The organism is Rhodococcus sp. A14, assembly GCF_011603105.1.
In the GTDB taxonomy this organism is placed as follows: Bacteria; Actinomycetota; Actinomycetes; order Mycobacteriales; family Mycobacteriaceae; genus Rhodococcus_F; species Rhodococcus_F opacus.
In genome coordinates, this window is record NZ_JAAOQS010000074.1 from 25,600 (window position 1) to 48,479 (window position 22,880).

At 65.7% G+C, this 22,880-nt stretch carries 24 protein-coding genes and 1 pseudogene; 5 read left to right on the forward strand and 20 right to left on the reverse strand.

Annotated elements, in window-relative coordinates; all coding sequences use genetic code 11:
* Positions 1-4: 4 nt before the first annotated feature.
* From G9373_RS30520 to G9373_RS30550, 7 genes are all read right to left on the reverse strand, one after another.
* Positions 5-931, reverse strand: a complete 927-nt coding sequence (locus G9373_RS30520; RefSeq protein ID WP_167118388.1) for a TAXI family TRAP transporter solute-binding subunit — start codon at positions 929-931, stop codon at positions 5-7.
* Positions 924-2,369 carry a HAMP domain-containing sensor histidine kinase gene (locus G9373_RS30525; protein WP_120660165.1) on the reverse strand — a complete coding sequence of 482 codons (1,446 nt, stop codon included), beginning with the start codon at positions 2,367-2,369 and terminating at the stop codon, positions 924-926. Before G9373_RS30525 ends, G9373_RS30520 begins: the two co-directional genes overlap by 8 nt.
* Positions 2,370-2,387: 18 nt before the next feature.
* Positions 2,388-3,047 (reverse strand): response regulator transcription factor, encoded by a 660-nt coding sequence (locus tag G9373_RS30530; protein ID WP_054247442.1) that lies wholly within the window; start codon positions 3,045-3,047, stop codon positions 2,388-2,390.
* Positions 3,048-3,105: 58 nt separating this feature from the next.
* Positions 3,106-4,506, reverse strand: a complete 1,401-nt coding sequence (locus tag G9373_RS30535; protein ID WP_167118391.1) for an MFS transporter — start codon at positions 4,504-4,506, stop codon at positions 3,106-3,108.
* Between the two features lie 92 nt (positions 4,507-4,598).
* Positions 4,599-4,898, reverse strand: a complete 300-nt coding sequence (locus G9373_RS30540) for a GntR family transcriptional regulator (protein WP_063786618.1) — start codon at positions 4,896-4,898, stop codon at positions 4,599-4,601.
* Positions 4,899-5,039: 141 nt separating this feature from the next.
* Positions 5,040-5,606, reverse strand: a complete 567-nt coding sequence (locus G9373_RS30545) for a MaoC family dehydratase (RefSeq protein WP_082359798.1) — start codon at positions 5,604-5,606, stop codon at positions 5,040-5,042.
* 67 nt (positions 5,607-5,673) lie between these two features.
* A complete protein-coding gene (locus tag G9373_RS30550; RefSeq protein ID WP_346842867.1) occupies positions 5,674-6,867 on the reverse strand; it encodes a CaiB/BaiF CoA-transferase family protein in 1,194 nt (397 codons plus the stop codon).
* 117 nt (positions 6,868-6,984) lie between these two features.
* Between G9373_RS30550 and G9373_RS30555 the strand changes: the two genes are divergently transcribed.
* Positions 6,985-7,884, forward strand: coding sequence for a LysR family transcriptional regulator (locus tag G9373_RS30555; protein WP_054247445.1), 900 nt, complete (start codon positions 6,985-6,987; stop codon positions 7,882-7,884).
* 256 nt (positions 7,885-8,140) lie between these two features.
* Positions 8,141-8,278: a hypothetical protein gene (locus G9373_RS48305; RefSeq protein ID WP_240482902.1), complete on the forward strand. Its 138-nt coding sequence runs from the start codon at positions 8,141-8,143 to the stop codon at positions 8,276-8,278.
* Positions 8,279-8,425: 147 nt separating this feature from the next.
* Here the strand turns inward: G9373_RS48305 and G9373_RS48310 are convergent.
* The 6 genes and pseudogenes from G9373_RS48310 to G9373_RS30590 form a co-directional block, all read right to left on the reverse strand.
* Positions 8,426-8,515: pseudogene (locus G9373_RS48310) on the reverse strand (WhiB family transcriptional regulator); the annotation flags it as partial.
* A 226-nt stretch (positions 8,516-8,741) separates the two neighbouring features.
* Complete coding sequence (locus tag G9373_RS30570; RefSeq protein ID WP_167118394.1) at positions 8,742-9,344, reverse strand: RraA family protein; 603 nt, start codon at positions 9,342-9,344, stop codon at positions 8,742-8,744.
* Positions 9,341-9,994 carry an RraA family protein gene (locus G9373_RS30575; protein ID WP_120660162.1) on the reverse strand — a complete coding sequence of 218 codons (654 nt, stop codon included), beginning with the start codon at positions 9,992-9,994 and terminating at the stop codon, positions 9,341-9,343. Before G9373_RS30575 ends, G9373_RS30570 begins: the two co-directional genes overlap by 4 nt.
* A 199-nt stretch (positions 9,995-10,193) precedes the next feature.
* Positions 10,194-11,669: an aldehyde dehydrogenase gene (locus tag G9373_RS30580; RefSeq protein ID WP_133985645.1), complete on the reverse strand. Its 1,476-nt coding sequence runs from the start codon at positions 11,667-11,669 to the stop codon at positions 10,194-10,196.
* A 32-nt stretch (positions 11,670-11,701) separates the two neighbouring features.
* Entirely contained in the window at positions 11,702-12,316 is a 615-nt protein-coding gene (locus tag G9373_RS30585) for a thiamine pyrophosphate-dependent enzyme (protein WP_133985646.1), read from the reverse strand.
* Positions 12,313-12,846, reverse strand: a complete 534-nt coding sequence (locus G9373_RS30590) for a thiamine pyrophosphate-binding protein (RefSeq protein WP_054247449.1) — start codon at positions 12,844-12,846, stop codon at positions 12,313-12,315. Before G9373_RS30590 ends, G9373_RS30585 begins: the two co-directional genes overlap by 4 nt.
* Positions 12,847-13,142: 296 nt before the next feature.
* Here G9373_RS30590 and G9373_RS30595 point away from each other — a divergent pair, with 296 nt between their 5' ends.
* Entirely contained in the window at positions 13,143-13,391 is a 249-nt protein-coding gene (locus tag G9373_RS30595) for a hypothetical protein (protein ID WP_167118396.1), read from the forward strand.
* 117 nt (positions 13,392-13,508) lie between these two features.
* Entirely contained in the window at positions 13,509-14,084 is a 576-nt protein-coding gene (locus G9373_RS30600; RefSeq protein WP_167118399.1) for a hypothetical protein, read from the forward strand.
* Positions 14,085-14,094: 10 nt separating this feature from the next.
* Here G9373_RS30600 and G9373_RS30605 read toward each other — a convergent pair whose 3' ends face one another.
* From G9373_RS30605 to G9373_RS30625, 5 genes are all read right to left on the reverse strand, one after another.
* The gene (locus tag G9373_RS30605) at positions 14,095-14,355 is read right to left on the reverse strand and encodes a DUF3263 domain-containing protein (RefSeq protein ID WP_005567994.1); all 261 of its coding nucleotides are present in this window, start codon (positions 14,353-14,355) and stop codon (positions 14,095-14,097) included.
* Between the two features lie 79 nt (positions 14,356-14,434).
* Entirely contained in the window at positions 14,435-15,268 is an 834-nt protein-coding gene (locus tag G9373_RS30610; protein ID WP_005567992.1) for an IclR family transcriptional regulator, read from the reverse strand.
* 138 nt (positions 15,269-15,406) lie between these two features.
* Positions 15,407-15,907 carry a flavin reductase family protein gene (locus G9373_RS30615; RefSeq protein WP_005254705.1) on the reverse strand — a complete coding sequence of 167 codons (501 nt, stop codon included), beginning with the start codon at positions 15,905-15,907 and terminating at the stop codon, positions 15,407-15,409.
* Positions 15,908-16,599: 692 nt separating this feature from the next.
* Positions 16,600-17,337: an aldolase/citrate lyase family protein gene (locus tag G9373_RS30620; RefSeq protein WP_043790379.1), complete on the reverse strand. Its 738-nt coding sequence runs from the start codon at positions 17,335-17,337 to the stop codon at positions 16,600-16,602.
* A 499-nt stretch (positions 17,338-17,836) separates the two neighbouring features.
* A complete protein-coding gene (locus tag G9373_RS30625) occupies positions 17,837-18,724 on the reverse strand; it encodes a fumarylacetoacetate hydrolase family protein (protein ID WP_005567989.1) in 888 nt (295 codons plus the stop codon).
* A gap of 695 nt (positions 18,725-19,419) precedes the next feature.
* On the opposite strand from G9373_RS30625, the gene G9373_RS30630 reads away from it, so the two are divergent.
* Positions 19,420-20,802 carry an MFS transporter gene (locus G9373_RS30630; protein WP_167118402.1) on the forward strand — a complete coding sequence of 461 codons (1,383 nt, stop codon included), beginning with the start codon at positions 19,420-19,422 and terminating at the stop codon, positions 20,800-20,802.
* Positions 20,803-20,993: 191 nt separating this feature from the next.
* Here the strand turns inward: G9373_RS30630 and G9373_RS30635 are convergent, their stop codons facing one another.
* Both G9373_RS30635 and G9373_RS30640 read right to left on the reverse strand, forming a co-directional pair.
* The gene (locus tag G9373_RS30635) at positions 20,994-21,797 is read right to left on the reverse strand and encodes an IclR family transcriptional regulator (RefSeq protein WP_167118406.1); all 804 of its coding nucleotides are present in this window, start codon (positions 21,795-21,797) and stop codon (positions 20,994-20,996) included.
* 147 nt (positions 21,798-21,944) lie between these two features.
* On the reverse strand, positions 21,945-22,880 hold a 936-nt coding region (locus tag G9373_RS30640; protein WP_167118411.1), incomplete at its 5' end, for an aldehyde dehydrogenase family protein.

A 22,880-nucleotide genomic window follows, 5' to 3' on the forward strand; every position in this document is an offset into this window, starting at 1 on the left:
CCTTCTAACCGTGGTGGCGGCGGTACGCCTCGACGGCCCCCGGATGGCGAGGGACGCCTGTCGTCTGGATCAGCGATCGGACATCGAGGAACTGGGCCCCGACGGTATCGGGGGGAATCAGGTCCTGGGCTCGGTCGACGAGAAGGTCGACGAGGGCGCCGGCCACGGAGTCGGGCAGCTGCGGGGAGGCGACGAGCAGGCTGGGAACGCCGACTGTCGCCGTCTCGGCGGTGTCACCGTATGTCCGGGCCGGGACCGAAACCGGTTCGTACATGGGCCCGTAGGTCTTGCGCATCTCGACGTACTCGGCGGACAGGTCGAGTAGCCGGATGCCCCCGTCCGGACCGTGACCGGGCCGCGGCATCGCCGCCGGGGTGGGCACGCCACCGGCCCACAGTGCGGCGGCGACCGTGCCGTCGCTCAGGGAATCCAGAACGGTGGTGAGTGAGACCGGGCGCACCGTCACGTCGTCGAGGGTCAGTCCGCTCGCCTCGAGGACCCGCCGTCCGGTCTGCGCGGTTCCGGAGCCCGGGGCTCCGAGGCTGATCGTCTGGCCGCGAAGATCTTTCATCGTGCGGAAGGGTGAGCGGGCCGGCACCGCGCACTGGAGATAATTCTCGTACACCCGGCCGATGGCCACGATCGGGGTGGCCGACTCGACAGCGGAGTCGGCCAGGGTCAGCCCGATGAGTACCTCACCCGACGCCAGCAGCGACAGGTTCTCCAGGGAACCGGTGGTGTAGCGCACCGTCAACCGAAGGTCCGCACCCGAGGAGGCCGGAACGTCCGCAAGCAACTGCGCGAACTCGGCCTGGAATCCGTCGCGCTCACCCGACGCGATCTCATACGTCCCCGAGGGCTGGGTACGGGCGCACCCGGACAGTGCGACCACTGCGGCCACACCGCCGATGAACTGTCGCCGGTTAATCATCGTCCAGCTTCTCCACGTGCGGTTCGAGCCACAAGCGTACGCGCAGTCCGCCCGCGGGGGCCTCGTCGATGACGAGACGCCCGCCGTAGGCTGCGGCAACCACCTCGACAATGGAGAGGCCGAGACCCGTTCCGACCTGGTCGCTGGCACGGAAGAAGCGCTCGGTCAGCTTGTCGCGCAACTCTTCCGGGACACCTGGACCGTCGTCGGCCACCCACACGCACACCGGAGTGTGATCGTGCGACGGTTCCACGACGACGCCGATTTCGATGGTGGGGTGTGGGCCTGCGTACCGGGAGGCGTTGTCGATCAGCACATCGAGCACCTGGGACAGATCGTTCTCGGCGATCGCGACCGGAACACGGTCGACGTCGGGGGCCGCGACGGTGACCAGACGCGCACCACGTTCGCGGGCCGTCACCGACCAGAAGTCGACCCGGTCAGCTACCACCGACAGTGCGTCGCAGGCCGCCTCGGACCGTTCGACCCCGAAGCGCGGCGTCTCGGCCGAGGCGAGCGAGAGAAGACTGTCGAGAATGGTCTGCAAGCGTTTGGCCTCCTCGGTCACGCTGTGATAATCCTCGCGTGCGCTGTCCGGTATCCCGTCGTCGAGGAGGTCGAGGCGAAACTGCAACGCCGCGAGCGGGTTCCGCAGTTGATGGGCGGTGTCGGCGATCAGGCGCTGTTGCGCGTCCGCGGCCCGCAGCACCGCCGAGGACATCACGTCGAACGAATGCGCGAGCCGGCGCACCTCGGGCGGCCCGCCCGCGGCCGTGGCCGGCAGCACGGATCGCGGCGGCACGGAACTCGTCGGCGTCCTCGCGTCGGGCATCCGGCGGATGAGTTGCACGATTCCCTTGGACAGGTTCGCGAGCGGTCCGAGTACCCACCGGCTCAAGGCGATCGCGAGGACACCGAAAGCGACCAGTGCCAGCACGGCGCCGGCCGCGATCACGGCCCATTGCCGGAGGATGTCGGAGCGGGCCTCGGCGGTCGAGGCCCGCAGCACGATGGTGCCGTTCACCTGAGCGCCCGACCCCACCGGCTTGACGAACAGGGCCTCGTCGTCGCTCCACGGGAACAGCCGGTCGACGGTGGACACGCGCTCGTTGCGCAGTCCGCTGCGAATCGCGGCGTCGATTCCGGGTTCGTCGCCGTCGAGGCCCACGCCGAGGGTGGGCACACCACGCGTGGAGACCACCAGCACGCCCTCGCCGTACACGTCGTCGTACGCCTCGACCTCGCCGGCGATCCTGGCGGGGTCGCCGGTCCTGACGTACTCCTCGGCGAGGACGGCGAACCGTTGGATGTCTCCCTCGCGGCCGAGTGTGAACGCCTGCGTCCGCGAGTCCGCGGTCGCGAGCGCGAGGGGAATGGCGAAACTCGCGACCGCACAGGATCCGAGTATCGCGAGAATCAGCAGTAACCGTCGGCGCATGTCGATTCGACCCTGAGGTCAGCACACCCACCGGTAGCCGAAACCACGGATGGTGCTGATCAGCCCGGGCCGGTCCAGTTTGGCCCGCAGAGTGCCGATGTGGACGTCGAGCGAACGCGAAACCGCCACGAACGCGTCCCCCCAGACCCGATCCATCAGTTGCTGACGACTGACCGCAGCCCCCGGGTTCTCGAGCAGGATCTCGAGAAGGGAGAACTCCTTCGACGTCAGGTCCACCTGTGTGCCCGCCACGGTGACGGTGCGGGAATCGAGGTCGACGCGGACGTCTCCGGTGACCACTTCTCGTGGTGCACCGCCTTCGACGGCCATACTTCGCCGGCGCACCACTTCGATACGAGCGAAGAGCTCCGACATCCGCGCCGGCTTGACCAGGTAGTCGTCGGCGCCGCCGCGCAGGCCGCGCACCACCGAACGTTCGTCGTCGCGGGCGGTCAGGATGATGACGGGGACGGCGCTGACCTGGCGCAGCTGACGCAGCACCTCGAGCCCGTCGCGGTCCGGTAACCCGAGATCGAGCAGGACGAAGTCCACCTCGCCGTGGTGCAGCAGCAGTTCGGACCCGAACTTCATCCGCACAGGCTGGTGCGCCTGCCGGGTCAGCCCCGCAACGAGTGCGTTGCCGACGCCGTCGTCGTCCTCGACCACCGCAATCCGCATAACCGGCATTGTCCCCCGGCCACGATGAGCCGGGGGAACAATGCCGGACGAGAATGAATCAGACACGCTCGAGTTCGCGGTTGTCGCGGTCTTCCTCGCGTCCGTCGCGGGCCTGATTCTCCGTCGCAGGATCGAGGGTGGTGCCGCCCTTGCCCTTGGACATGAACAGTGCGGCGACCAGGGTCAGTGCCGAGCAACCGACGACGTAGTAGAAGAACGCCGATTCATGTCCGGCCTGCTTGAGAGCGAGCGCGAGAGGCTCGGCCGTGCCACTGAACAGGGCGGCGGTGATCGCGTGCGGCAATCCGACACCGAGCGCGCGGACCTTCGTCGGGAACAGCTCCGCCTTGACGATCGCACTCAGCGCACTGTAGGCGGTCACGATGACCAGTCCGGTCATCATCAGGCCGAACGCGACGAACGCATTGGTGGTGTTGCCGAGAACGGTCAGGATCGGCACGGTCAGCACGGTCGAGCCGACACCGAAGAACAGCATGACCTTGCGGCGACCGATGCGGTCGGAAATCAGTCCGGCCACGGGCTGCAGAAGCATGTAGATGAACAGTGCGGCGAAGTTGATCCATGCCACCGTTTCCGGGGCGATCCCCGAGGTGTTGATCATGTACTTCTGCAGGTACGTGGTGTACGTGTAGAACGCGACGGTGCCGCCGATCGCGAGGCCGAACACCATCGCGAGTTGCTTCGGGTACTGCAGCAGCAGGCGGAGGGTGCCGCGCTTGGCCGACGGCTTCGTGCCGGATGCCTTCTCGGCAGCGATCCGGGCCGCTTCCTCCTTGTACTGGTCCGATTCGTCCATCCCACGACGGAAGAGCATCACGGTCACGGCGGCGATCGCGCCGATCACGAACGGAATGCGCCAACCCCAGGCCTCCATCTGGTCGATGGTGAGAAATTGCAGCAGAATAATCTGGACGCCGAGCGCAGCGAGCTGACCCAGAATGATCGACACGTACTGGAAGCTCGAGTAGAAGCCGCGGCGGCCGGGCGTCGCGACCTCGGACAGATACGTGGCGCTGGAAGCGAATTCGCCTCCCACGGAGAGTCCCTGGATCAGTCGCGCCATCACCAGCAATGCCGGGGCGAGCATGCCGATCGCCTCGAAGCTCGGTGTCGCAGCGATGATCAGCGATCCCGCGGCCATCATCAGCACCGACAACGTCAGCGCGTTCTTACGCCCGTACCGGTCCGCGTATCGGCCCAGGATGTACCCACCGATCGGGCGCATCAGGAATCCGACCGCGAAAACCAGCGCCGTGGAGAGAAGCTGGGCGGTCGTGCTGCTCTGCGGGAAGAAGGACGCCGCGAAGAACACACTGAACGCTGCATAGACGAACCAGTCGTACCACTCCACGAGGTTGCCGATGCAGCCGCGAACCACGTTCGCAACAACCCGCCTCTCGCCGGTCGACGACGTTGGGTTCGAAGTCGTGTGTCGCATGATGTTCCTTCCTGGACTGCTGTGATGATGCATAGCCACTGACACCAATGTGGTCGCCGCCACAGCGAGAGGGAAGGGATGGGCCGCTTTCCTTACATTCGCTTTAGACGGCACTGCTGCGGGTCGCTCGGAGCGCGGCCGAGGACGAATCTCATCGACATCAGCTGTGCGACCGTGCCCCGCACGTTGTCGCCGACGTCAACGCGTACGGCTACCGAGACCGGAGGCCGCATCTCATGACTAGCGGGGGCGCGGGCGGCACGCAATCCGCCGAGGCCCTGCGCCTGAAGCATGGGCAGTACCTCACGAACGGGGTTGCGGGATACACCAATCCGCGTCGCGAGTTCCTGTTCGCTCAGGAACCAGCCCTGTGCCGCCGGCGATGTCAGCACCTGCTCCTTGACCTACCGGTACGCCTTTTCTCGGCCAGACAACTCGGTGGCAGCCTCCTCGGCCCGGCCGTTCCCTTGCATACGATATGTGTACCTTAGATCGTTGCCGCGCGGGCTGAGCCTGCGCGGCGCTTCGATCAACTACTCGATGCCGGCTGCGCGGCGTGACCGGTCGTCCCACCTGGGGTCGACGCCTGCCGTGCGCGGTCCGTGCCCCTTGCGATACACCATGAGGGTCCGTTCGAAGGTGATGACGATGGTGCCGTCCTGGTTGTACCCGATGGTGCGCACGGTGACGATGCCGATGTCCCTGTGGGATGCAGACTCTCGTTTGGTGAGGACCTCCGATTGGGAGTAGATGGTGTCGCCCTCGAATACCGGATTCGGCAGGCGCACTCGGTCCCAGCCGAGGTTGGCGTGCACGTGCTGGGAGATGTCACTGACGCTCTGCCCGGTGACGAGGGCAAGGGTGAAGGTGGAGTCCACGAGTGGCTTACCCCACGTCGTCTGACTCGAGTAGTGCGCATCGAAGTGGATCGGCGCGGTGTTCTGGGTGAGAAGCGTCATCCACGAGTTGTCGACCGGCAGCACCGTGCGGCCGAGTGGGTGCCGGTATACGTCTCCGATTTCGAAGTCTTCGAAGTAGCGGCCGGGCCAGCCGGTGACCGGTGGCGCCGACTGCTCGACCTGGATTTCACTGCTGTTCACGGTAATTCTCCTTCGCTAGTTCGTCACCGACGGCGCGACTCGGCCGACGGCGGAGGGAAGAGGAGTGTCAGGACCCGACCGCTGCGTACTCGTCGAGCCACGTCAGGATGCTGTCGGTGTGTTCCCCCAGACCGGGTACGGGGCGCATCTCGTGTTCGACGCCAATCACCGTCACCGGGGGCAGTAGTCCTTCGAGCCGTCCGACGGGGGAATCGAATTGTGCCCACCGGGAGCGTGCCGCGAGCTGCGGGTGCTCTGCGAACTCGTCCATCGTGCGCTGCCGGGCATACGCGATCTTCGCCGCTTCCAACCTGCCGACGAGGTCAGCGCCGGACAGGCCTGCGGCAACGTCGGCGATGACGCCGTCGAGGTCGGCGCGGTGCGCGACCCGGTCGGCGTTGGTGACGAACCGCGGATCGTCGATCAGCTCCGGCGCCCGCAACACGACACGGCAGAACACGACCCATTCGCGTTCGTTCTGCAAACCCAGGTTGACGACCTCCCCGTCCGCCGCAGTGAACGGTCCGTACGGTGCGATGGTCGCGTGGCTCGCTCCCGTCCGCTTCGGCGCCGATCCGCCGTATCGGGCGTAGTAGTCGGCATACCCCATCCACTCGCCGAGAGCCTCGAGCATGGAGATCTCGAGGTTGGCGCCGTGGCCGGTCCGCCCACGATCGAGCAAGGCGGTGAGGATCCCCGAGTAGGCGTACATGCCGGCGCAGATGTCCGCGATGGACAGACCGACCTTCGAGGGCTCGTCCTCGGATCCGGTGATCGACACCAGTCCGGCTTCGCACTGAATCAGCAGGTCGTAGGCCTTGCGTGCCTCGTAGGGACCGCCGCGGCCATATCCGGAGATATCGCACGTGATCAGGCGCGGGTGGGTTTCCCGCAAGCGCTCGGCCCCGATGCCGAGGCGCCCCGCCGCGCCGGGTGCCAGGTTCTGGACGAGGACGTCGGCGCGGTCGACGAGCTGGTGCAGGATCCGGTTGCCGTCGTCGGAGCGAACGTCGAGCTCGATGCTCTCCTTCCCGCGGTTCGTCCACACGAAGTGACTCGCCATCCCCTGAACCGTTCGGTCGTATCCGCGTGCGAGATCTCCGACGCCGGGACGTTCGATCTTGATTACCCGCGCACCGAGGTCGGCGAGTTGCCGGGTCGCGAACGGTGCCGCGATCGCCTGTTCGAGCGAGACCACCACGACACCCTCCAAGGGCCGATGCACAGGGTGGGAAGCAAAATCCGAACGCTCGGTACTCACGTCATTCTCCTTGCCGGGTCAGTCGAGTCAGTGCCCTTTCACTGTCGCGCCCCTGCGTGGGTTTGTGAAATGCCGATATCCGCCGACCCTCATACGTTCCGCGTATAAGCTCAGGCAGTGAACTTGCAGGAGTTACGATGGTTCGTCGCCCTCACCGAATCGGAGAACATCACCGCTGTCGCCGTGGAGATGCATGTCACGCAACCGACGTTGTCGCGGGCCATAGCCCGGCTGGAGACGGGGTTCGGGGTGCGCTTGTTCGACCGGCGGCACAATCGGCTCCATCTCAACCGGTACGGCGAGATTCTCCGCGCACATGCGTTACGCGCATTGAGCGAAGTCGATTCCGCACACAACCGGATCAGCACCCTTGCGGATCCGAACGAGGGCACCGTCTCCCTCTGCTTCCTGCACAGCCTCGGCGAGTGGCTCGTGCCGGAACTGATCAGCAGGTATCGCGCCGAACATCCCAAGGTGAGATTCGAACTACGCGGCGCCGCAGCCGATTCGGTTGTCGATGATGTGCGGGCGGGTCGGTCCGATCTCGGATTCGTGGCACCCGAGCCCTCCGTCGACGACCTGGTGTGGACACCAGTGGCCACCGAACCGGTTCGCTTGCTCGTCCCTGTCCGTCACCGGCTGGCCCGCCGCAAGACGGTGAGTTTCGCCGAGGTCGCCGAGGACGATTTCGTGGCGCTCACGCCGGAGTACGGGCTGCGCCAACTCACCGACCGTCTCGCCCGAGCTGCCGGCTTCGCCCCGCGAATCGCGTTCTCGGTCACCGAGGTCGGCACGATGCGCGCCATGATCGCGGCCGGAGTGGGCGTAGGAGTTGTTCCTGCTCCATCTGCGGCTGCCGACCCTCCCGAGGGGACCGTGCTGGTAGAACTCCGCGATCGCGATGCTTGGCGAACGATCGGCATGATCCGGGCCGATCGACCCCTCACCTCCTCGGTCGCCGAAGGCTTTCACCACTTCATTCTCGACACCTTGGATACAAGCGGCCTAGTTCCATAGGACACCGAGGGGGGTGTTCACCCATTAGGCCCCGTTGTGTTCACCTATTGCGCCAGTGATCAAACCTGGGCGCTGCCTTCTCGCGTTGGACAGGCCGCCTTATTCCAAGGACCACTGTGCCTCGCGGCGGAGTCTCAGTCGCCGATGTAACCGGTCTCGGGATTGATCTGACCCAGGAAATCGCGGATCGCCTCGCGATGCTCGTCAATTGTGGGGTCTGCTCGCTCAGGCGTTCGCGCGTTGCGATCACGCGAGCGTGTACGACAACAGCGCGAGCACCGGCCCGCGCATCGTCGCCCAGTTCACCGACGGACACCTCGTCGGCGAAGCCACCTGGCCCGCGTGGACACCCGCAGAACTGACCTCGCACACCAGCCGGGGCGAGCAACCATAGGCGCAGCAATAGGCTGGCGGATCCGAACACCCAGAACATGGGTGAAACAACAGGAACGGGATGTGCGAGTGAGATCGTCATCTTCCTCCTTTCGTGGCCTGCCGGTTTCACCAGAGATCGGGATGCGTCGGTAGAACGCCGGTCTGCTTCGGAGGTCCCGCCCCATACTCCATAGCGCTTTCCCACTCCGAAGGCGTGGGCTCGGCAATCGCTTTGTCCTGGGCACCCATCGCAGATCTGTTACGCCGCCTTTCCCGGCGAATCCGTTCCGCTCGCGTCTCCCCCGTCACGGTGGAAGAAGATCTGCGATCCGAGGAACCGGCAGCGTGCGTGCAGTTGCCAATCCCAGAGATCGCTTCGGGGCTGCAACGCTGCGACCAGTCGGAGAGCGAGGACATTGTGCCTATTCCTTCGGCATGATGCGACGGGTGCGGAGTGTGCCGGCGGTCTCCGAGTGGCGCGGCTAGGGGATGGCGGCGAAGTTGTACAGCTCGAGCGTGGTCTTGCCGACGCGCAACTCGTCGAAGACGCGCTTTTCGTCGGCCACTCGCGCGTCCGAGCGTTCGAGAACGTCGGTGACGTGTTCGTGCGGTATCGCCACGACCCCGTCCGCATCTCCGACGACGAGATCACCAGTTGCTATTCGAATTCCACCGACGGTGATCGGCACACCGAGACCACCCCGGTAGCCCTTGCGGGTGCCGACGATGGAGATGCCGCGCGAGAAGACGGGAAAGTCGATGCCGGCGAGTTCGACGGTGTCACGGACGCCACCATCGATGATCAACCCCAGCAGCCCACGCTGCTGGGCTGCGACGGCGAGCACCTCACCCCAGTGCCCGTGAAGGGCGCCGCCGAGATCGGCGACCAGAACATGCCCCGCCGGGGCAGCGGCGACCGCGCTGTGCAGCGCCAGATTGTCACCGCCCGCACCCTGCACCGTGTACGCCGGACCCGCGACCCGCGCGCCGGTCCACGCGGGCCGGATCGCCGGGTCGAGTGCGATGGTCATCTTGGATGCTTCGTAGATGGTGGCGGTGGCGTGACCGCGGGCCTGGTCGCTCATGCCTGCTTCCTCTGCAGTGTGTGGTACGAAAAGCGCTGTCGCGCTTCGCGGAGGGTACTTCCGTCACGGGCCGCGGCGACGATGTCGGCCTCGACCTGCTCGACCCGTTCGGCGAGGTCGAGCACCTCGTCGACGATTCCGGCGGCGACTGCGACAACGCCGTCGGAGTCCGCGGTGATGTAATCACCCGGGCGGATAGTGACTCCGTCGATCACCACCTCGCCCTGCACCTCGGCAAGCCGGACGCGGTCCTTGCCGGTCCGCATGAACCGTGCCGTACTCCAGATCGGATAGTCCTGTTCGAGGGAAGTGTCGGTGTCCCGGCAGGTCCCGTTGATCACGGTTCCACCGATTCCGCGGGCGGCCGCGATCTGCGTCATGATGCCTCCCCACACCGTGCAGTCGGTGCGGCCCTGGTTGTCGATGATGATCACGGATCCCGGTTCGACGTCGTCGAGGAAGTCGCCCACTGTTCCGGGCTCGTCGGTTACCGGTTCGTAGCGAACTGTGAACGCCCGCCCCGACACCCGGACGCCGGAGGCGAGCGGACCGATGCCGTGGAGGGAACCCGGGTGCCCCAGGGCGTCGAGGGCATCGGAGATCGACGCCGTCGGCACGGTTTCGAGTCTCGTCACAGTGGCGTTCGTCATTTCCTTCACTTCCGGCCAGGCGCGCGTCGCACATGGCATCGGGTAGGGCCATACGACACCGCCTCGTACTCGACCTCCGGAAACGTGCACGCTGTTCGCGTCGGAGCCGGGTGTGACCCGGCAACGAGGCGGCCGGCAGTTTCGTTTCGGCATTGCCTGGAACGGGGGTGAGGTAGGTGGCGACGTGCGTGCGTCGCGGTCAGCGCAGGACGAACGGGTTTCCGGTCGGTGCCCCGGTGTTGATCCACACGCTCTTGGTCTCGAGGTACTCGTCGATTGCCTCGGCACCGTTTTCCCGGCCGATACCGGAGTCCTTCACCCCGCCGAACGGCAGCATGAAGCTGACCGCGCGGTAGGTGTTGACCCAGACCGTCCCGGACTCGATCGCCTCCGCCATGCGGAACGCGCGGGGCAGATCGGTGGTCCAGACCCCGGCACCGAGACCGTACTTCGAGTCGTTGGCGATGGTGATCGCCTCGTCTTCGGTGTCGAACGGGATCACCGCCAGCACCGGGCCGAAGACTTCCTCTTGGGCCAGCCGGGATTGATTGCTCACCCCGGTGAACACTGTCGGCTGTACGAACCACCCATCGGTTCCGGTATCCGTGGCCACGCCGCCACCGAGCGCGAGTTGTGCGCCCTCGGCAGTGGCGATGTCGATGTACTCGAGGACCTTCTTGTGCTGGTCCCGAGTCGTGATCGGCCCCACCTGGGTGTCGGGGGACATCGGATCGCCGATCCGCGCGGTAGAGGCAAGCGCGACCAGCTTGGCGACGACCTCGTCGTGCACGGAACGCTGCACCAGAAGCCGGCTTCCGGCGATGCAGGTCTGACCGGTCGCGGCGAAAATTCCGGACACCGCGCCGTTGACCGCGGCGTCGAGATCGGCGTCGGCAAAGACGATGTTCGGTGACTTGCCGCCGAGTTCGAGCGAAACCCGCTTGAGGCCGCGCGCCGCCGCAGCACCGATGTGCCGCCCGGTCGCGTCCGAGCCGGTGAAGCCGACCTTGCGCACCAGTGGGTGCTCGACCAGCGGGCCGCCCACGTCCGGCCCGAAGCCGGAGACCACGTTGACCACTCCGGCAGGCAGGCCCGCCTGCTCGAGGATACGAACGAATTCGAGGGTGGAGGCGGAGGTGTATTCGGAGGGCTTGACGACCACCGAACAACCAGCGGCCAACGCGGGTGCCAGCTTCCAGGTGAGCAGCAGCAGCGGCGAGTTCCACGGGGTGACGATTCCGACGACCCCGATCGGCTCGCGCCGGGTGTAGGTGAAGTATCCCGGCTTGTCGACGGGAACGACGCGGCCTTCGATCTTATCGGCGAGACCACCGTAGTACCGGTACCACTGCGCGAGATACCGGCACTGGCCGAGCATTTCGCTGTAGAGCTTGCCGTTGTCGCGGACCTCGATGCGGGCGAGGAGTTCGGCGTTCTCCTCGAGCGCGTCGGCGACGCGCTGCAGGACGCAACCGCGGGCGCTGGGACTCATGGTCGCCCACGGCCCGGTGGTCATGGCACGGTGCGCGGCAGCAACGGCGTCCTCGACGTCCTCGGCCTGCCCGCGCGCGATCTGCGCCCACGGCAAGCCGGAGAAGGGGTTGTCGGTCTCGAAGTAGGAATCGTCGGCGGACGGGCGCTGCTGACCGTCGATGTGGAGCAGGTATTTCTGCATGACAGTGCCCTCTCTCGCTTCGGTGTCGGCCATCAGAACGTGTCGAGGCCGAGTGCGGCGCGGAACTTGTTCTTCACCGCCGTGCCGTCCCGGGGCGGAAGGGCGCGTGGTGGTTCGGTCTGCTCGATGAACACCTGGACGAAGGTCGTACCTTCCCGGGCGGTGACGATCTGTGCGACATGGTCGACGTCGGCGATGTCGCGGACCCGTTCGGTGCGGGCAATGCCGAACGACGACGCGATGCCGGCCAAATCGGCTCCGAGACTGGAATGGCTGCGCTGCATGCCCGTTTCGCCGAAGTGCCCGTTGTCGAGGACGACGATGGTGAGGTTCTTCGGGGCCTTGACCGCGACCGATCCGAGCGCACCGATTCCCATGAGCTGTTCCCCGTCACCGGTGATGACGACCACCGACTCGTCCGGACGAGCGAGCGCGAGGCCCAGGCCGGTGGGTACGGCGGCGCCCATGGCGCCCCACAAATAGAAGTTGCGGTCGCGCTCCCCGGCGGCGAACACGTCATAGGACGGGGAGCCGAGACCGGTGACGACCAGTGCCTCCGGCGCTCGGTCGAGCAGCTTCGCGACGAACTCGCGTCGGTCGAGGCGTTCGCCGGCGAGGGTTCCGATGGTCGAGTTGTGTGCGTTCACTTGCGCTCCCACTTCTTGCGTCCGATGAGCCGCTGGCCCAAGAGCACGGCGACGCGCTCACCAGCGAGAAATGCCTGATCGAAGGCGGCGGAGACGACCTCGCCGACCTGATCGGGGTCGTCGACCCGGAAAACTGTGATGCCCATGAGTTCGAGGGCCTGCTGCGTGGTCGAACCCATGGGGATCTGCCACGGGTTGAACTCGGCGTACTCACCACGCATGGTCACGAGAGCGAGGAACGGAAACTTGCACATCTCCAGCAGGGAGAACATGTTGACGCAGTTACCGACTCCGCTGCTCTGCATGAGCAGGACCGCGCGCTGCCCGCCGAGCCAGGCGCCGCTGACAACGCCGACGCCCTCTTCCTCGGTGGTCAGCACGACGTCTTCGATGCCGGGGTCGGCAATTGCTGCCTGGATCGCGTACGAGTGGCCGGCGTCCGGTACGTACGCGATCTGCTTGACATCTCCTTCACGCAGAACGTCGAAGACGGACTTCTGCCAGCCGGGTGCGCTGACTGTGGAATTCATGGGTGCTCCGATTCATGACGATGGACGCTCCCAAAGATCATGAAACAACATGTTGGCGGGGCGGTAATAGAATTCTGTGATACTGGTATCAACGGTTTTGTTTGCGGCGGGCAGGACCCACCGAACAGGCCTTGGTCATCGACGTTCGCGACGGCACCACTCCAGCCCAGACGCGTTCCCGGCGTTTGCACAGGGGTGGGCAACACGCACCCTAGGGTGTCTGTCGAACCGCACGTCCGGACGGCAGTGTTGTTGTGGCCAAGGAATACTCGACCACACACCACCAAGGACTCCGCATGTTTCGCCACACCGCCATTCGCGCCGGCCTGATGTTCGCCGCGGTTGCTTTCTCTGTCACCGGCGCCGCCGGAATCGCGCACGCCATGCCCGCCTCGTCGGGGACCGATGTCGCAGTGGTCTCGCAGTCGGACCGCGATGCCCGCGACCGCGATCGGCGCGACCGTTTCGACGACGACGAGAAGGCGATGCTCTGCGAGGGTCAGGCCGTCGTCGACCACCCCAGCTGCTCGTCGTTGCCGTACTGATTCGCACCGATCGGGCCCGGCCCTCCGCCGGCGCCGCTGCCGCGTTCAGTGCGGTAGCGGCGCTCGAACCGATACGGCAGGGCGCGTATCGTCTGCTGCAAGGTAACCCCGCACCCGATGGCTTCGCACATCGGTCCGCCTACTGCGCGGGGTCTGACGATGCTCGACGATCGACCACGACGCACGCCTGAACATGTCTCACCCCAGACGCTCACGGTCTTCGTCGACGACGAGCCTGTCTCCCTGGACTCTGTCTGGCACCCGGGTGACACCGTGACCACCGCTCTCTCATGGCTCGACGAGCAGCAGCTTCCCGCCGAGCTCCGATCGCTGGCAGAGGAGGTCGAGATTCGGCCGAACGGTGTCGGCCGAGGAGTCTTCTACGTCGACAGGTACCCGGGGTTCTCCCCTCAGCCAGTACTGTCCGCGAGCGGAGTGGTCGCGACGATCGAGGTCGTCGCGAACCTCGAACTGCACACCGACCACGGCTGGAAACCGTTGCCCGACACCGTGCAGATGTGGGACGTACCCGACACGGGCACGTGGCGCATGCCGAATCGGCAGTACTCGACGCCCGGCACGTCCGGTGACCTTCGGTTCGTCGAACAACACGAGTTCATCGAGCGGTACGGCGTCACCACACCGACCTTCCGTCGCGATTCCCGATACTTCCGAGTGGTTGTGCTGTTGTAACCGCGGTCCCTCAGATTGTGCGATCCTGACCTCGTTGAGCGCGTCGATCACGGAGACGTAGATGGCAGATTTGGGTGAGCTGCTGCCGGATCGGCAACGGGAGATCCGCGGCAGCGCCGATTCGCTGGTCGAGTAGCGACAGCAGTTTCCGGAAGTACTCGCGCTGGGAGAGTCCGAATTCGACGAGAATGTCCTCCCCGGATCCGCCACCCCGGTGGCGCCACTTTCGAGCGAAGGTGAGCAGGTAATTGGTGTTGTCGGTCTCGAGCATTGCATGTATCCCGTTCAGTACGTTCCCGTTTCGTGATGATTGACGTGCTGCGTCAGGGGCATATCTGTCGCGGTACCGGTCAAGCGATTGTCGAATCCTGCCAGAAGACATCGACGAGACGCTCGACGAGCTGCTGCATTTGGTGAAGGCCTTCGGGAATGCGGTCGGGGCCGAACCGGTACCGGGGTCCGTTGAGCGTCAAGATCGCCACCAGATTCCCCGACGAATCCCGGACGGGACGAGAAAGGGAGATCAGTTCTTCCTCGAATTCGTTGTCGATAAGCCCATAGCCATTTTCGCGGATCTGGTCGAGTTCGGCCAGCAACGCTGCGCGGTCGGTGATGGTGTGCGCGGTGTACGCGTCGAGCTTTTCGGGCAGCCGACCGGCGATCTTCTTGATCGGCCACTCGGCCAACAGGACCTTGCCGCTGGAGCTGGCGTGGAGCGGATACTGTTTGCCGATCATGTGATGGGAGATCCGGGATGTGGTGCCCACGACGTGTGAACCGGCGGCCTCGGCGATGAGGTCGAGCCCGTCCTTCGCATTCGGCACCGACAACGTCACCGTTTCGTTGAACTGGTCGGCCAGCTCCCGCAGTAGTGGCTGAGCCCGGGCGGCCAGACCGGCATAGGGGTCGGCGTGCCGTCCGAGTCGGGACATTTCCGAGCCGAGGATGTAGTTGTTGTCGATGCGGTCCACCATGCCGGTCCGCTCGAGGCTGTAGAGCAGACGGAACGCTGTAGGACGGGAGATCCCGACCGCTTTGGCGAGGGTGCTCACCGTTGCACCGGTCTTGGGTCGGGAAGCAAGCTCGCGCAGCAGGCGAACCGCCTTGGTCACCGACTTGTTGGCGATCTCCGCCGGCTCGCTGGTCTTCACCGCGATCAGTGTGGTCGCCTTCGGCTCGCTCATGGCACCCCGATTTCTTCGGCGCATCCCATCTCAGGCGGGATGCAACTCACGTCTACTCGGTTTTCCCAATCGTTTAAATCTGCTCGCGCCGAATCCTTTTCGACCCAGCTGAGGTCATGCCCAGGTTGTGAGTGTGGGTCAGGCGGCGGTGAGTTCCCGGATTCCGCCGAGTCGGCCCTGGTGGAAGACGAGGGGTTCGCCGTGTCCGGTGTCCATCTGCAGGACCCGGGCGATGACGATGACGTGGTCGCCGCCGTCGAGTTCGTGGGTGACCTCGCAGTCGACGAAGGCGTGGGCCCCATTGATCCGGGGTGATCCAGCCTCAGAGAGGGACCAGTCGATGTCGGCGAACTTGTTGGGCTGCTTGCTCGAAAGTGCGCGGCAGACCGATTCCTGGCCGGCGGCGAGGACGCTGGCGCACAGTCGTCCGGCGGCGCGGACCTTGGGCCAGCTGGTGGAGGTGTGGGCGACGCTGAAGCTGACCAGCGGCGGGTCCAGGGACAGGGACTGGAAGGTGCCGACCACCAGGCCGCACGGGTATTCGGCGTCGGGGGTGATGCCGGAGAGGGCGACGACGCCGGTGGGCAGGTGGCCCATCACGGTGCGGTAGTGCGCCTGGTCGATGGTGACAGTGAGCATGGTGGCTCCTCTTCGGGTCATTTCGCTGACGACAGTCAGGTCAGAGCGAATGCGACTCAATTACGTTCATAATGTGAACGAACTGTTCAAACTGGTATCAGTATTGCGTCCTGGGTCACACTCTGTCAAGCGTGCAACGGTGACCGGTCCAACATCTGTGCGTCGGCGCCCACGCCGGTCCGTGACCGCCCGAGTGCGGGAACTATGTGCTCGAATCCATCTGCACCGCACGGTCGTGAATCTTCGCTCGCCAGTCGTCTCGGCTGCCATGGTGCTGGTGGCGACGCTTTTGCCGCTCAGGCTGCTGCGGGTGCAGGATTGCGCGAGGACTCGGGTGTTGTCGCGGCGCGCCAGGCATCGTGGTGGCGCCGGCCTGCCTGGGGGCGCGTCCGGCCTCCGTGGTGGTGGCTGATGAGGCTTGGCCCGAGGTGGCCTTGATGACCAAGGAGCCTATGTCACACCTTCAACCGAAACGTTCGGTATGTGACCATGCGCGGCGGGTGCTTTGGGACCCACTCGGCGTGAATCTTCCACCCCGCGCTAAGACGCGGGGGCAACGATCTCCACCACAATGTTCGTTCAGAAGTGAGAGCCTCTGACTGGTCGAGCTAGGCCGTGACCAGCTCACCGTCCGCATCGTCCTTGGCAGCACGCCGCCCCTTGGCGAGACGAGTGACATCGGCGAACAGATGTCAGAAGCGGGCACCTTGTGCAGCATTTGTGCCGCGGGCCAGCTTCAAGGCCGCCTGCGCTCCTTCATGAAGCAATTCGTAGTCCGCGGCGAGAGCTACGGTCCGGATTCCATTTTCGGCGCAGGACGCGACCATCTCCTGGCTTCCCCCGTAGGCAGCGACATCTAGTCCGTGACGAGTGCATGCCTCGGCGATTCTGCGAACGGCATCGAAGGTAGTTCCCCCCAGAACATCCGCGGCGGTACCGGCGAGGGACAGCGTGAGGTCTGCCGTACCGATGAGGATCCCGTCGAGTCCGGCCGTTGCGCAGATGTCGTCAGCTTCGGCCAGGCCGTTCGTGTCCTCGATCATCAGGTAGACCCGTTGAGGGGGTGCCGAGGCTGGGCGCAGTGCCGCCCGAACCGGGCCCCACGAGCGATGACCTTTGGGGGCGTAGCGGCAGTAACTCACTGCCTCGCGTGCTTGGGCGGCCGACCCGATCTGCGGCACGACGACGACGTCGGCCCCCATGTCGAGTGCCCAGTTGGCTTGCGCGTAGTTCGTCGCCTGCGTACGTACCCAGGCCTCAACGCCGGCACCCTGCACGGCTGAGAGCAAGGGCACGACGGAGCCTGTTCCGATTGCGCCGTGCTGCAAATCGATGACGGCCCAGTCGAATCCTGCTCGAACCATAAGTTCGGCAGCGAAGACGGAGTCGAGCGTCAACCAAGCGCCGAGCGAAGGCGAGGTCGAAGTCATTCTGTTGCACTCCATTCGATGGATCTATTGGGGACCGTCGGTGACCGCATTGCCACCCTCCTCCGTGCCAGCCGGCTGGGATGGAACGGGGAGCCAGGTCTTGCGCGGCCCCGTCGGCCAGCATGAAGTCGAAGTCGCAGCCTTGGTCGGCCTGCATGATGTGGTCGTGGACAATGTGGTCGTGGACCAGCCGCAGGCTTCCCTTCGAGGGGGGCGTCGGTGCGGTCGACGGGGTTCGTCCGTAGAACTCGTCGTCGTGTTGTTGATCCCGGCGGCAGCGACTTCGATCAACACCTCGCCCCGATCGGGTTGGGGAACAGCAACGTCGGTGCGGTACTCGAGCTTGTCGAGTCCTCCGTGGCCGGTCAGGAGAACTGCGGTCATGTCTTCCGGCAACAAGGTTGGCTCCTTCGGCATTTCTTGGGATGTGCTGCTCTGACTGTGGCGTTCGGCCTGCGAGAGCTCCGCGGTCTGTGAGAGTGCGCCGCCCGGCGCACCCTCACACCAGCGCGGCGACCGGTTCGCTGGAGGTGAAGGTCTGGACGAGTTCGCCGATATCGGTGATGCGACTACGCAGCACGTCACCGGGGCCCAAGAACCGCTGCGGTGTCCGGCCCACCCCCACACCGGCAGGCGTGCCGGTGAACACCACGTCGCCGGGGTAGAGCTCGAGGGTGTGCGACAAGTGCTCGATCAACGCCGGAACCGGGAAGATCATCTGTGCAGTGCGTCCGAACTGGACGAGTTCGCCGTTGATGCCGGCCTCGAGCGTGAGATCGTTCGGATCGTCGAATTCGTCGATCGTCACCAGCGCCGGTCCGATCGGGGCGAACCCGCGATGCGACTTGGCCAGGCTGAACTGCGGAACCGGTCCGGCCAACTGCCGGCCGCGGTCGGACAGATCCTGTCCGATGGACAACCCCGCGACGGACTCCCATGCCCGATCGGCCGGGATGTTGCGTCCACCCCGGCCGATCACGACCACCAGTTCGACCTCCCAGTCCACCGTCTCCGAGGGAAGAGACACCGTGGTGACCGGGCCGGAGATCGCCGAGGCGAATTTCGTGAAGATCACCGGCGACTCGGGCCGCTCCACCCCGGATTCCGCCGCGTGGTCGGCATAGTTCAATCCGACGGCGAACACCTGGCGCGGAGCCGGCACCGGCGCCCCGAGCCGACCCGGGTCGATTCCGCCGCATTGCGTCGGGGTGACCCGGTCGCGGTTACCCGTGTACCAGGTGACGAACTCCGCCCACCGCTCGTAAATCTTCTGCGGTTCGGCAGAAAAGTAGCCGTGGCTTTCCGCCTCGACATCGACGAGGCCGTTTCGCGTCGACACCTGTAGGCGGCCATCGAGATTGATCAACCGCACCTGAAACTCTCCCATTGTGTGCTCTGCGTGTTTCGATTCCGTCGACGGGGGACGCGATTGTCCGGCGAACGCGTGACCTGTGCGCGCGGTTGTGGGGATCGCATCGACCCGCTGATCGAGCACCGATGTGCCGCGGCCGCTGACGGGTCGCGATTCCCCGGACCCGTCTGGACACCGTGAGCGCGTAGACGAGCCCGACCCGGTACCGCCGGCCGTTCCGTGCGCCGGTTGCACGTTCTGCGCGACCGCCAACGGATTCCTCACTATTTGAACAGTTCGTTCATTGTGCGTGGTTGATGATAGTGCGGTGTAGATCACAGCTTGTCAAGGCGGGGGCACGGCGCGGACGCCGCGGGGGCCCGCGCAGGCAGTCGGCGCGTGGGGGGCGCCCGTTTGCGTCCGTCTCGAATTGCACAGCCGAAGTGCACCATTTGGGGATCGTGCCCGAGGTGGATCCTGCTCGACCTCGCGTCTGCCCTGGAAATGGCAGGTTCGTCGCAGTGGCGTGAAATGGGGTCTTGACGGGCCGTGAGGCCCATGTCACACTTTTGATCGTAACGTTCACTTATTGAACGTACGTGGTGTCGGTGATGGAACTTCGTTCTGCCGACGCACGTGAACACTTCATCCCCGCCTTTCCCCGCCCCGGACGGCATTCGCACCGTCCACGTCGGCTGTCATGTCGACGCGCACCAGCAAGGAGTGACCTGGTGACGATTACCAACACGGATTCCGTCGGAGAGTATGAGGACGGCCCCGTCGGCACGAAGGCCGACCAAGGTCCGGTCGACAAGAAGCGATTCCTGGTCAAGCTGACCGGTGTGATCGCCGGTGGCATGTTCATCGACGGCTACATCCTCGGCATCGTCGGCACCGTCATCGGTGCCATCACCCTCGATTTGGATATGTCGCTGTACTGGGAGGGGCTCATCGGCGCCTCCGCGCTCATCGGCATCTTCGTCGGCGGCCCTCTCGGCGGTTGGCTCGCCGACAAACTCGGCCGCAAGCCGCTGTTCGCGATCGACCTGGCGATCTTCATCCTCGGATCGGTTATGCAGTTCTTCGTCGACTCGGCCTGGCAACTGTTCGCCGTCCGATTACTGATGGGCATCGCGATCGGCGCCGACTACTCCGTCGGCTGGCCACTGCTCTCCGAATTCGCCCCCCGGCGGTTGCGCGGCAAGCTGCTGGCCTACTGCGAGGTCGCCTGGTATGTCGGCTTCATGTTCGCCTTCGTCGCCGGCTTCCTGATGACCACCGTGTGGTCCCTCGACTGGCGGATCGTGCTCGGGTCGAGCACCGTTCCGGCAGTGATTCTGTTCCTGGCCAGGTTGGGTATGCCCGAATCGCCGCGTTGGCTGATGAACAAGGGCCGCACCGAAGAGGCAACCGAGATCGCCCACGCTTACCTCGAGGACCCGTCCGATGTCGTCGACATCGCCAACGAGGGCACCCGCAAGGGCACCTTCGGGATGCTGTTCTCCCCGGCCTACCGGCGGGCGACGATCTTCATCTCGGTCTTCTGGTTCTGCGCGGTGGCACCGTATTTCGCGATCGCCACGTTCGCCGCCAGCGTGCTGGAGGGCTACGGTCTCGGTGACGGACTCGTCGGCGCCATCGGGGTCAACGGCCTCGCCCTGGTCGGTGTCATGGTCTCGGTCCTGCTGATCGAACGCGTCGGCCGCCGGAAGCTGACCATCCCGCAGCAGTGGGTCTGCGCGGTGGTCCTGCTGATCATCGGATTGTGGTCGTCCGCGCCGCCCGCGGTGGTGCTGATCTGCTTCCTGGTCTTCGCGTTCGCCAACGCCATGTCCACCGCCCTGACCGGGGTCTACCCGGGCGAGATCTTCCCGACCGAGATCCGGGGCCTCGGCACCGGTTTCGCGACCGCGTTCAGCCGCGTCGGCGCCGGCCTGGGCACGTTCCTGCTGCCCTGGTCGATGCACAACCTCGGCGCCGGGATCACGATGCTCATCGCCGCCGGCATCTGCATCGTCGGCGCCGCAGTCTCCCAGGTCCTCGCCCCGGAAACGATGGGCCGCAACCTCAGCGAAACCTCGGCCCCGCGCGGCGGTCAGCCCGCGCGGACGTGACCGATTCGCCTTCTCGCGGGCGATCGCGGGATGGCGAGAACGTAGGGGCGCAGCCCCGGAAACCGGAGTCCGTACCAGGGCTCCGGTCTTCCGGTGCGTGCACGCGAATTGCCGATCCCCGAAACCTCGGAGGAGGGGTCCCGGCCGCAGATCGGTGCTGCGGCCGCAGGGTTCCGGAGCCCGAGGAGGGATTATTCGCCGGCCGAGTCCTGCCAGAACACGTCGACGAGGCGGTCGACGATGGCCTGCATCTGCTGGAGCGCTTCGGGGATGCGGTCGCGCCCGAAGCGGTAGCGGGGGCTGTTGAGGGTCAAGATCGCCACCAGCGTGCCCGAGGAGTCCCGCACCGGCCGCGACAGCGAAATCAGCTCCTCTTCGAGTTCGTTGTCGATGATGCCGAACCCCTGCTCGCGGACCTGGGCGAGTTCCCGGAGCAGAACGGCACGATCGGTGATGGTGTGGGAGGTAAAGGCCTCGAGCTTCTCGGGCAGCAGCGCGAGCACCTTGTCCAGCGGCATCTCGGCGAGCAGCACCTTGCCGGTGGAGCTGGCGTGCAGCGGATATTGCTGGCCGACCATGTGCGATGACATGCGGCTCATGATCCCGACCACGTGCGACCCGGCGGCCTCGGCGACCAGGTCCAGGCCGTCGTGCGAATTCGGCACCGACAGCGTCACCGATTCGTTGAACTTGTCGGCCAACTCCTGCAGCAGCGGTTGTGCGCGCGCAACGAGGCCGGCGTAGGGGTCGGCGCGCCGTCCGAGGCGGGCCATTTCCCAGCCGAGGATGTAGTTGTTGTCGATTCGGTCCACGAGCCCAGTGCGTTCGAGGCTGTAGAGCAGACGGAACGCGGTGGGCCGGGAGATCCCGACCCCCTTCGCGAGCGTGGTCACGGTGGCGCCGGTGCGCGGGTGCGCGGCCAACTCCCGTAGCAGCCGAACCGCTTTGGTCACCGACTTGTTCGTCATCTCCGTCGGTTCGGGTACTTCGTTCATGCCACCCCTTTGTCGTGTCGGTGCGCACCCATATCCTTCGGGTAACGTTCTTCCACGACCACTCTACCGCCCCGGCGTTCATATAGTGAACGCCGGGGCGGTAGGGGGTGGCGAAATATCGAGCGCATACCGCGCGCTCGCCGATGGTCAGGACTGGGCGCGGCCCCAAGTGGACGATTCGCCGGCGGCGTTGACCGTACGGGGGATCTCGAGCGGGTTGCGTTCCTGAATCGGTGCGGGCAGGAGCACCTCCGGGGCGTCCTGGTAGGTGACCGGGCGCAGGAATCGGCGGATCGCGGTGGTGCCCACCGAGGTATGCGAGACCGCGGTGGTGGCGGGGTAGGGACCGCCGTGGTGCTGGGCGGGGGTGACCGCCACGCCCGTCGGCCAGCCGTTGAACACCAGTCGACCGGCGCGGGTGGCGGCGATCCGGGTGATCCTGCGGAGCTGGTCGCGTTCGTCGGGGGTCGGTTCGGTGCGGGTGTGCACAGTCACGGTCAGAGTGCCGTCGACACCGTTCAGGACTCGGTTCACCTCGTCCTCGGTGCCGTACTCCGCGATGATCGCGGCGGGGCCGAAACTCTCCTCGAGCAGCGTGTCCGCCTGGGCGACCAGCTGCTCGGCACTGGTGCGCAGCAGCGTCGGAGTGACCTCGGGTACCCCACTCTCGCCGGTCGAGGCGGTGCCCTTGACGAGGACCTCGACGCCGGGTGCCGCGGCGGCCTCCTCGATCCGATGGTGGTAACCCTCGGCGATCTTCGCGGTGAGCATCCGCGCCGCGGGCACCTGCTGGGCGAGGGCGGTGATCTGCTCGGTGACCGGCGATCCGGCGGGCACCAGCAGGATGCCGGGTTTGGTGCAGAACTGTCCGGCTCCGAGGGTGAACGAACCGACGAAGCCGGACGCGATCGCCTCGGCACGCTCGTCGAGTGCACCGGCGGTGACGACGGCCGGGTTGACGCTGCCGAGTTCACCGAAGAAGGGGATCGGGTTGGGTCGGGCGGCGGCGATGTCGAACAGGGCACGGCCACCGGCGACCGACCCGGTGAAGGCGGCAGCGGCGATCCGCGGGTCCTCGAGGGC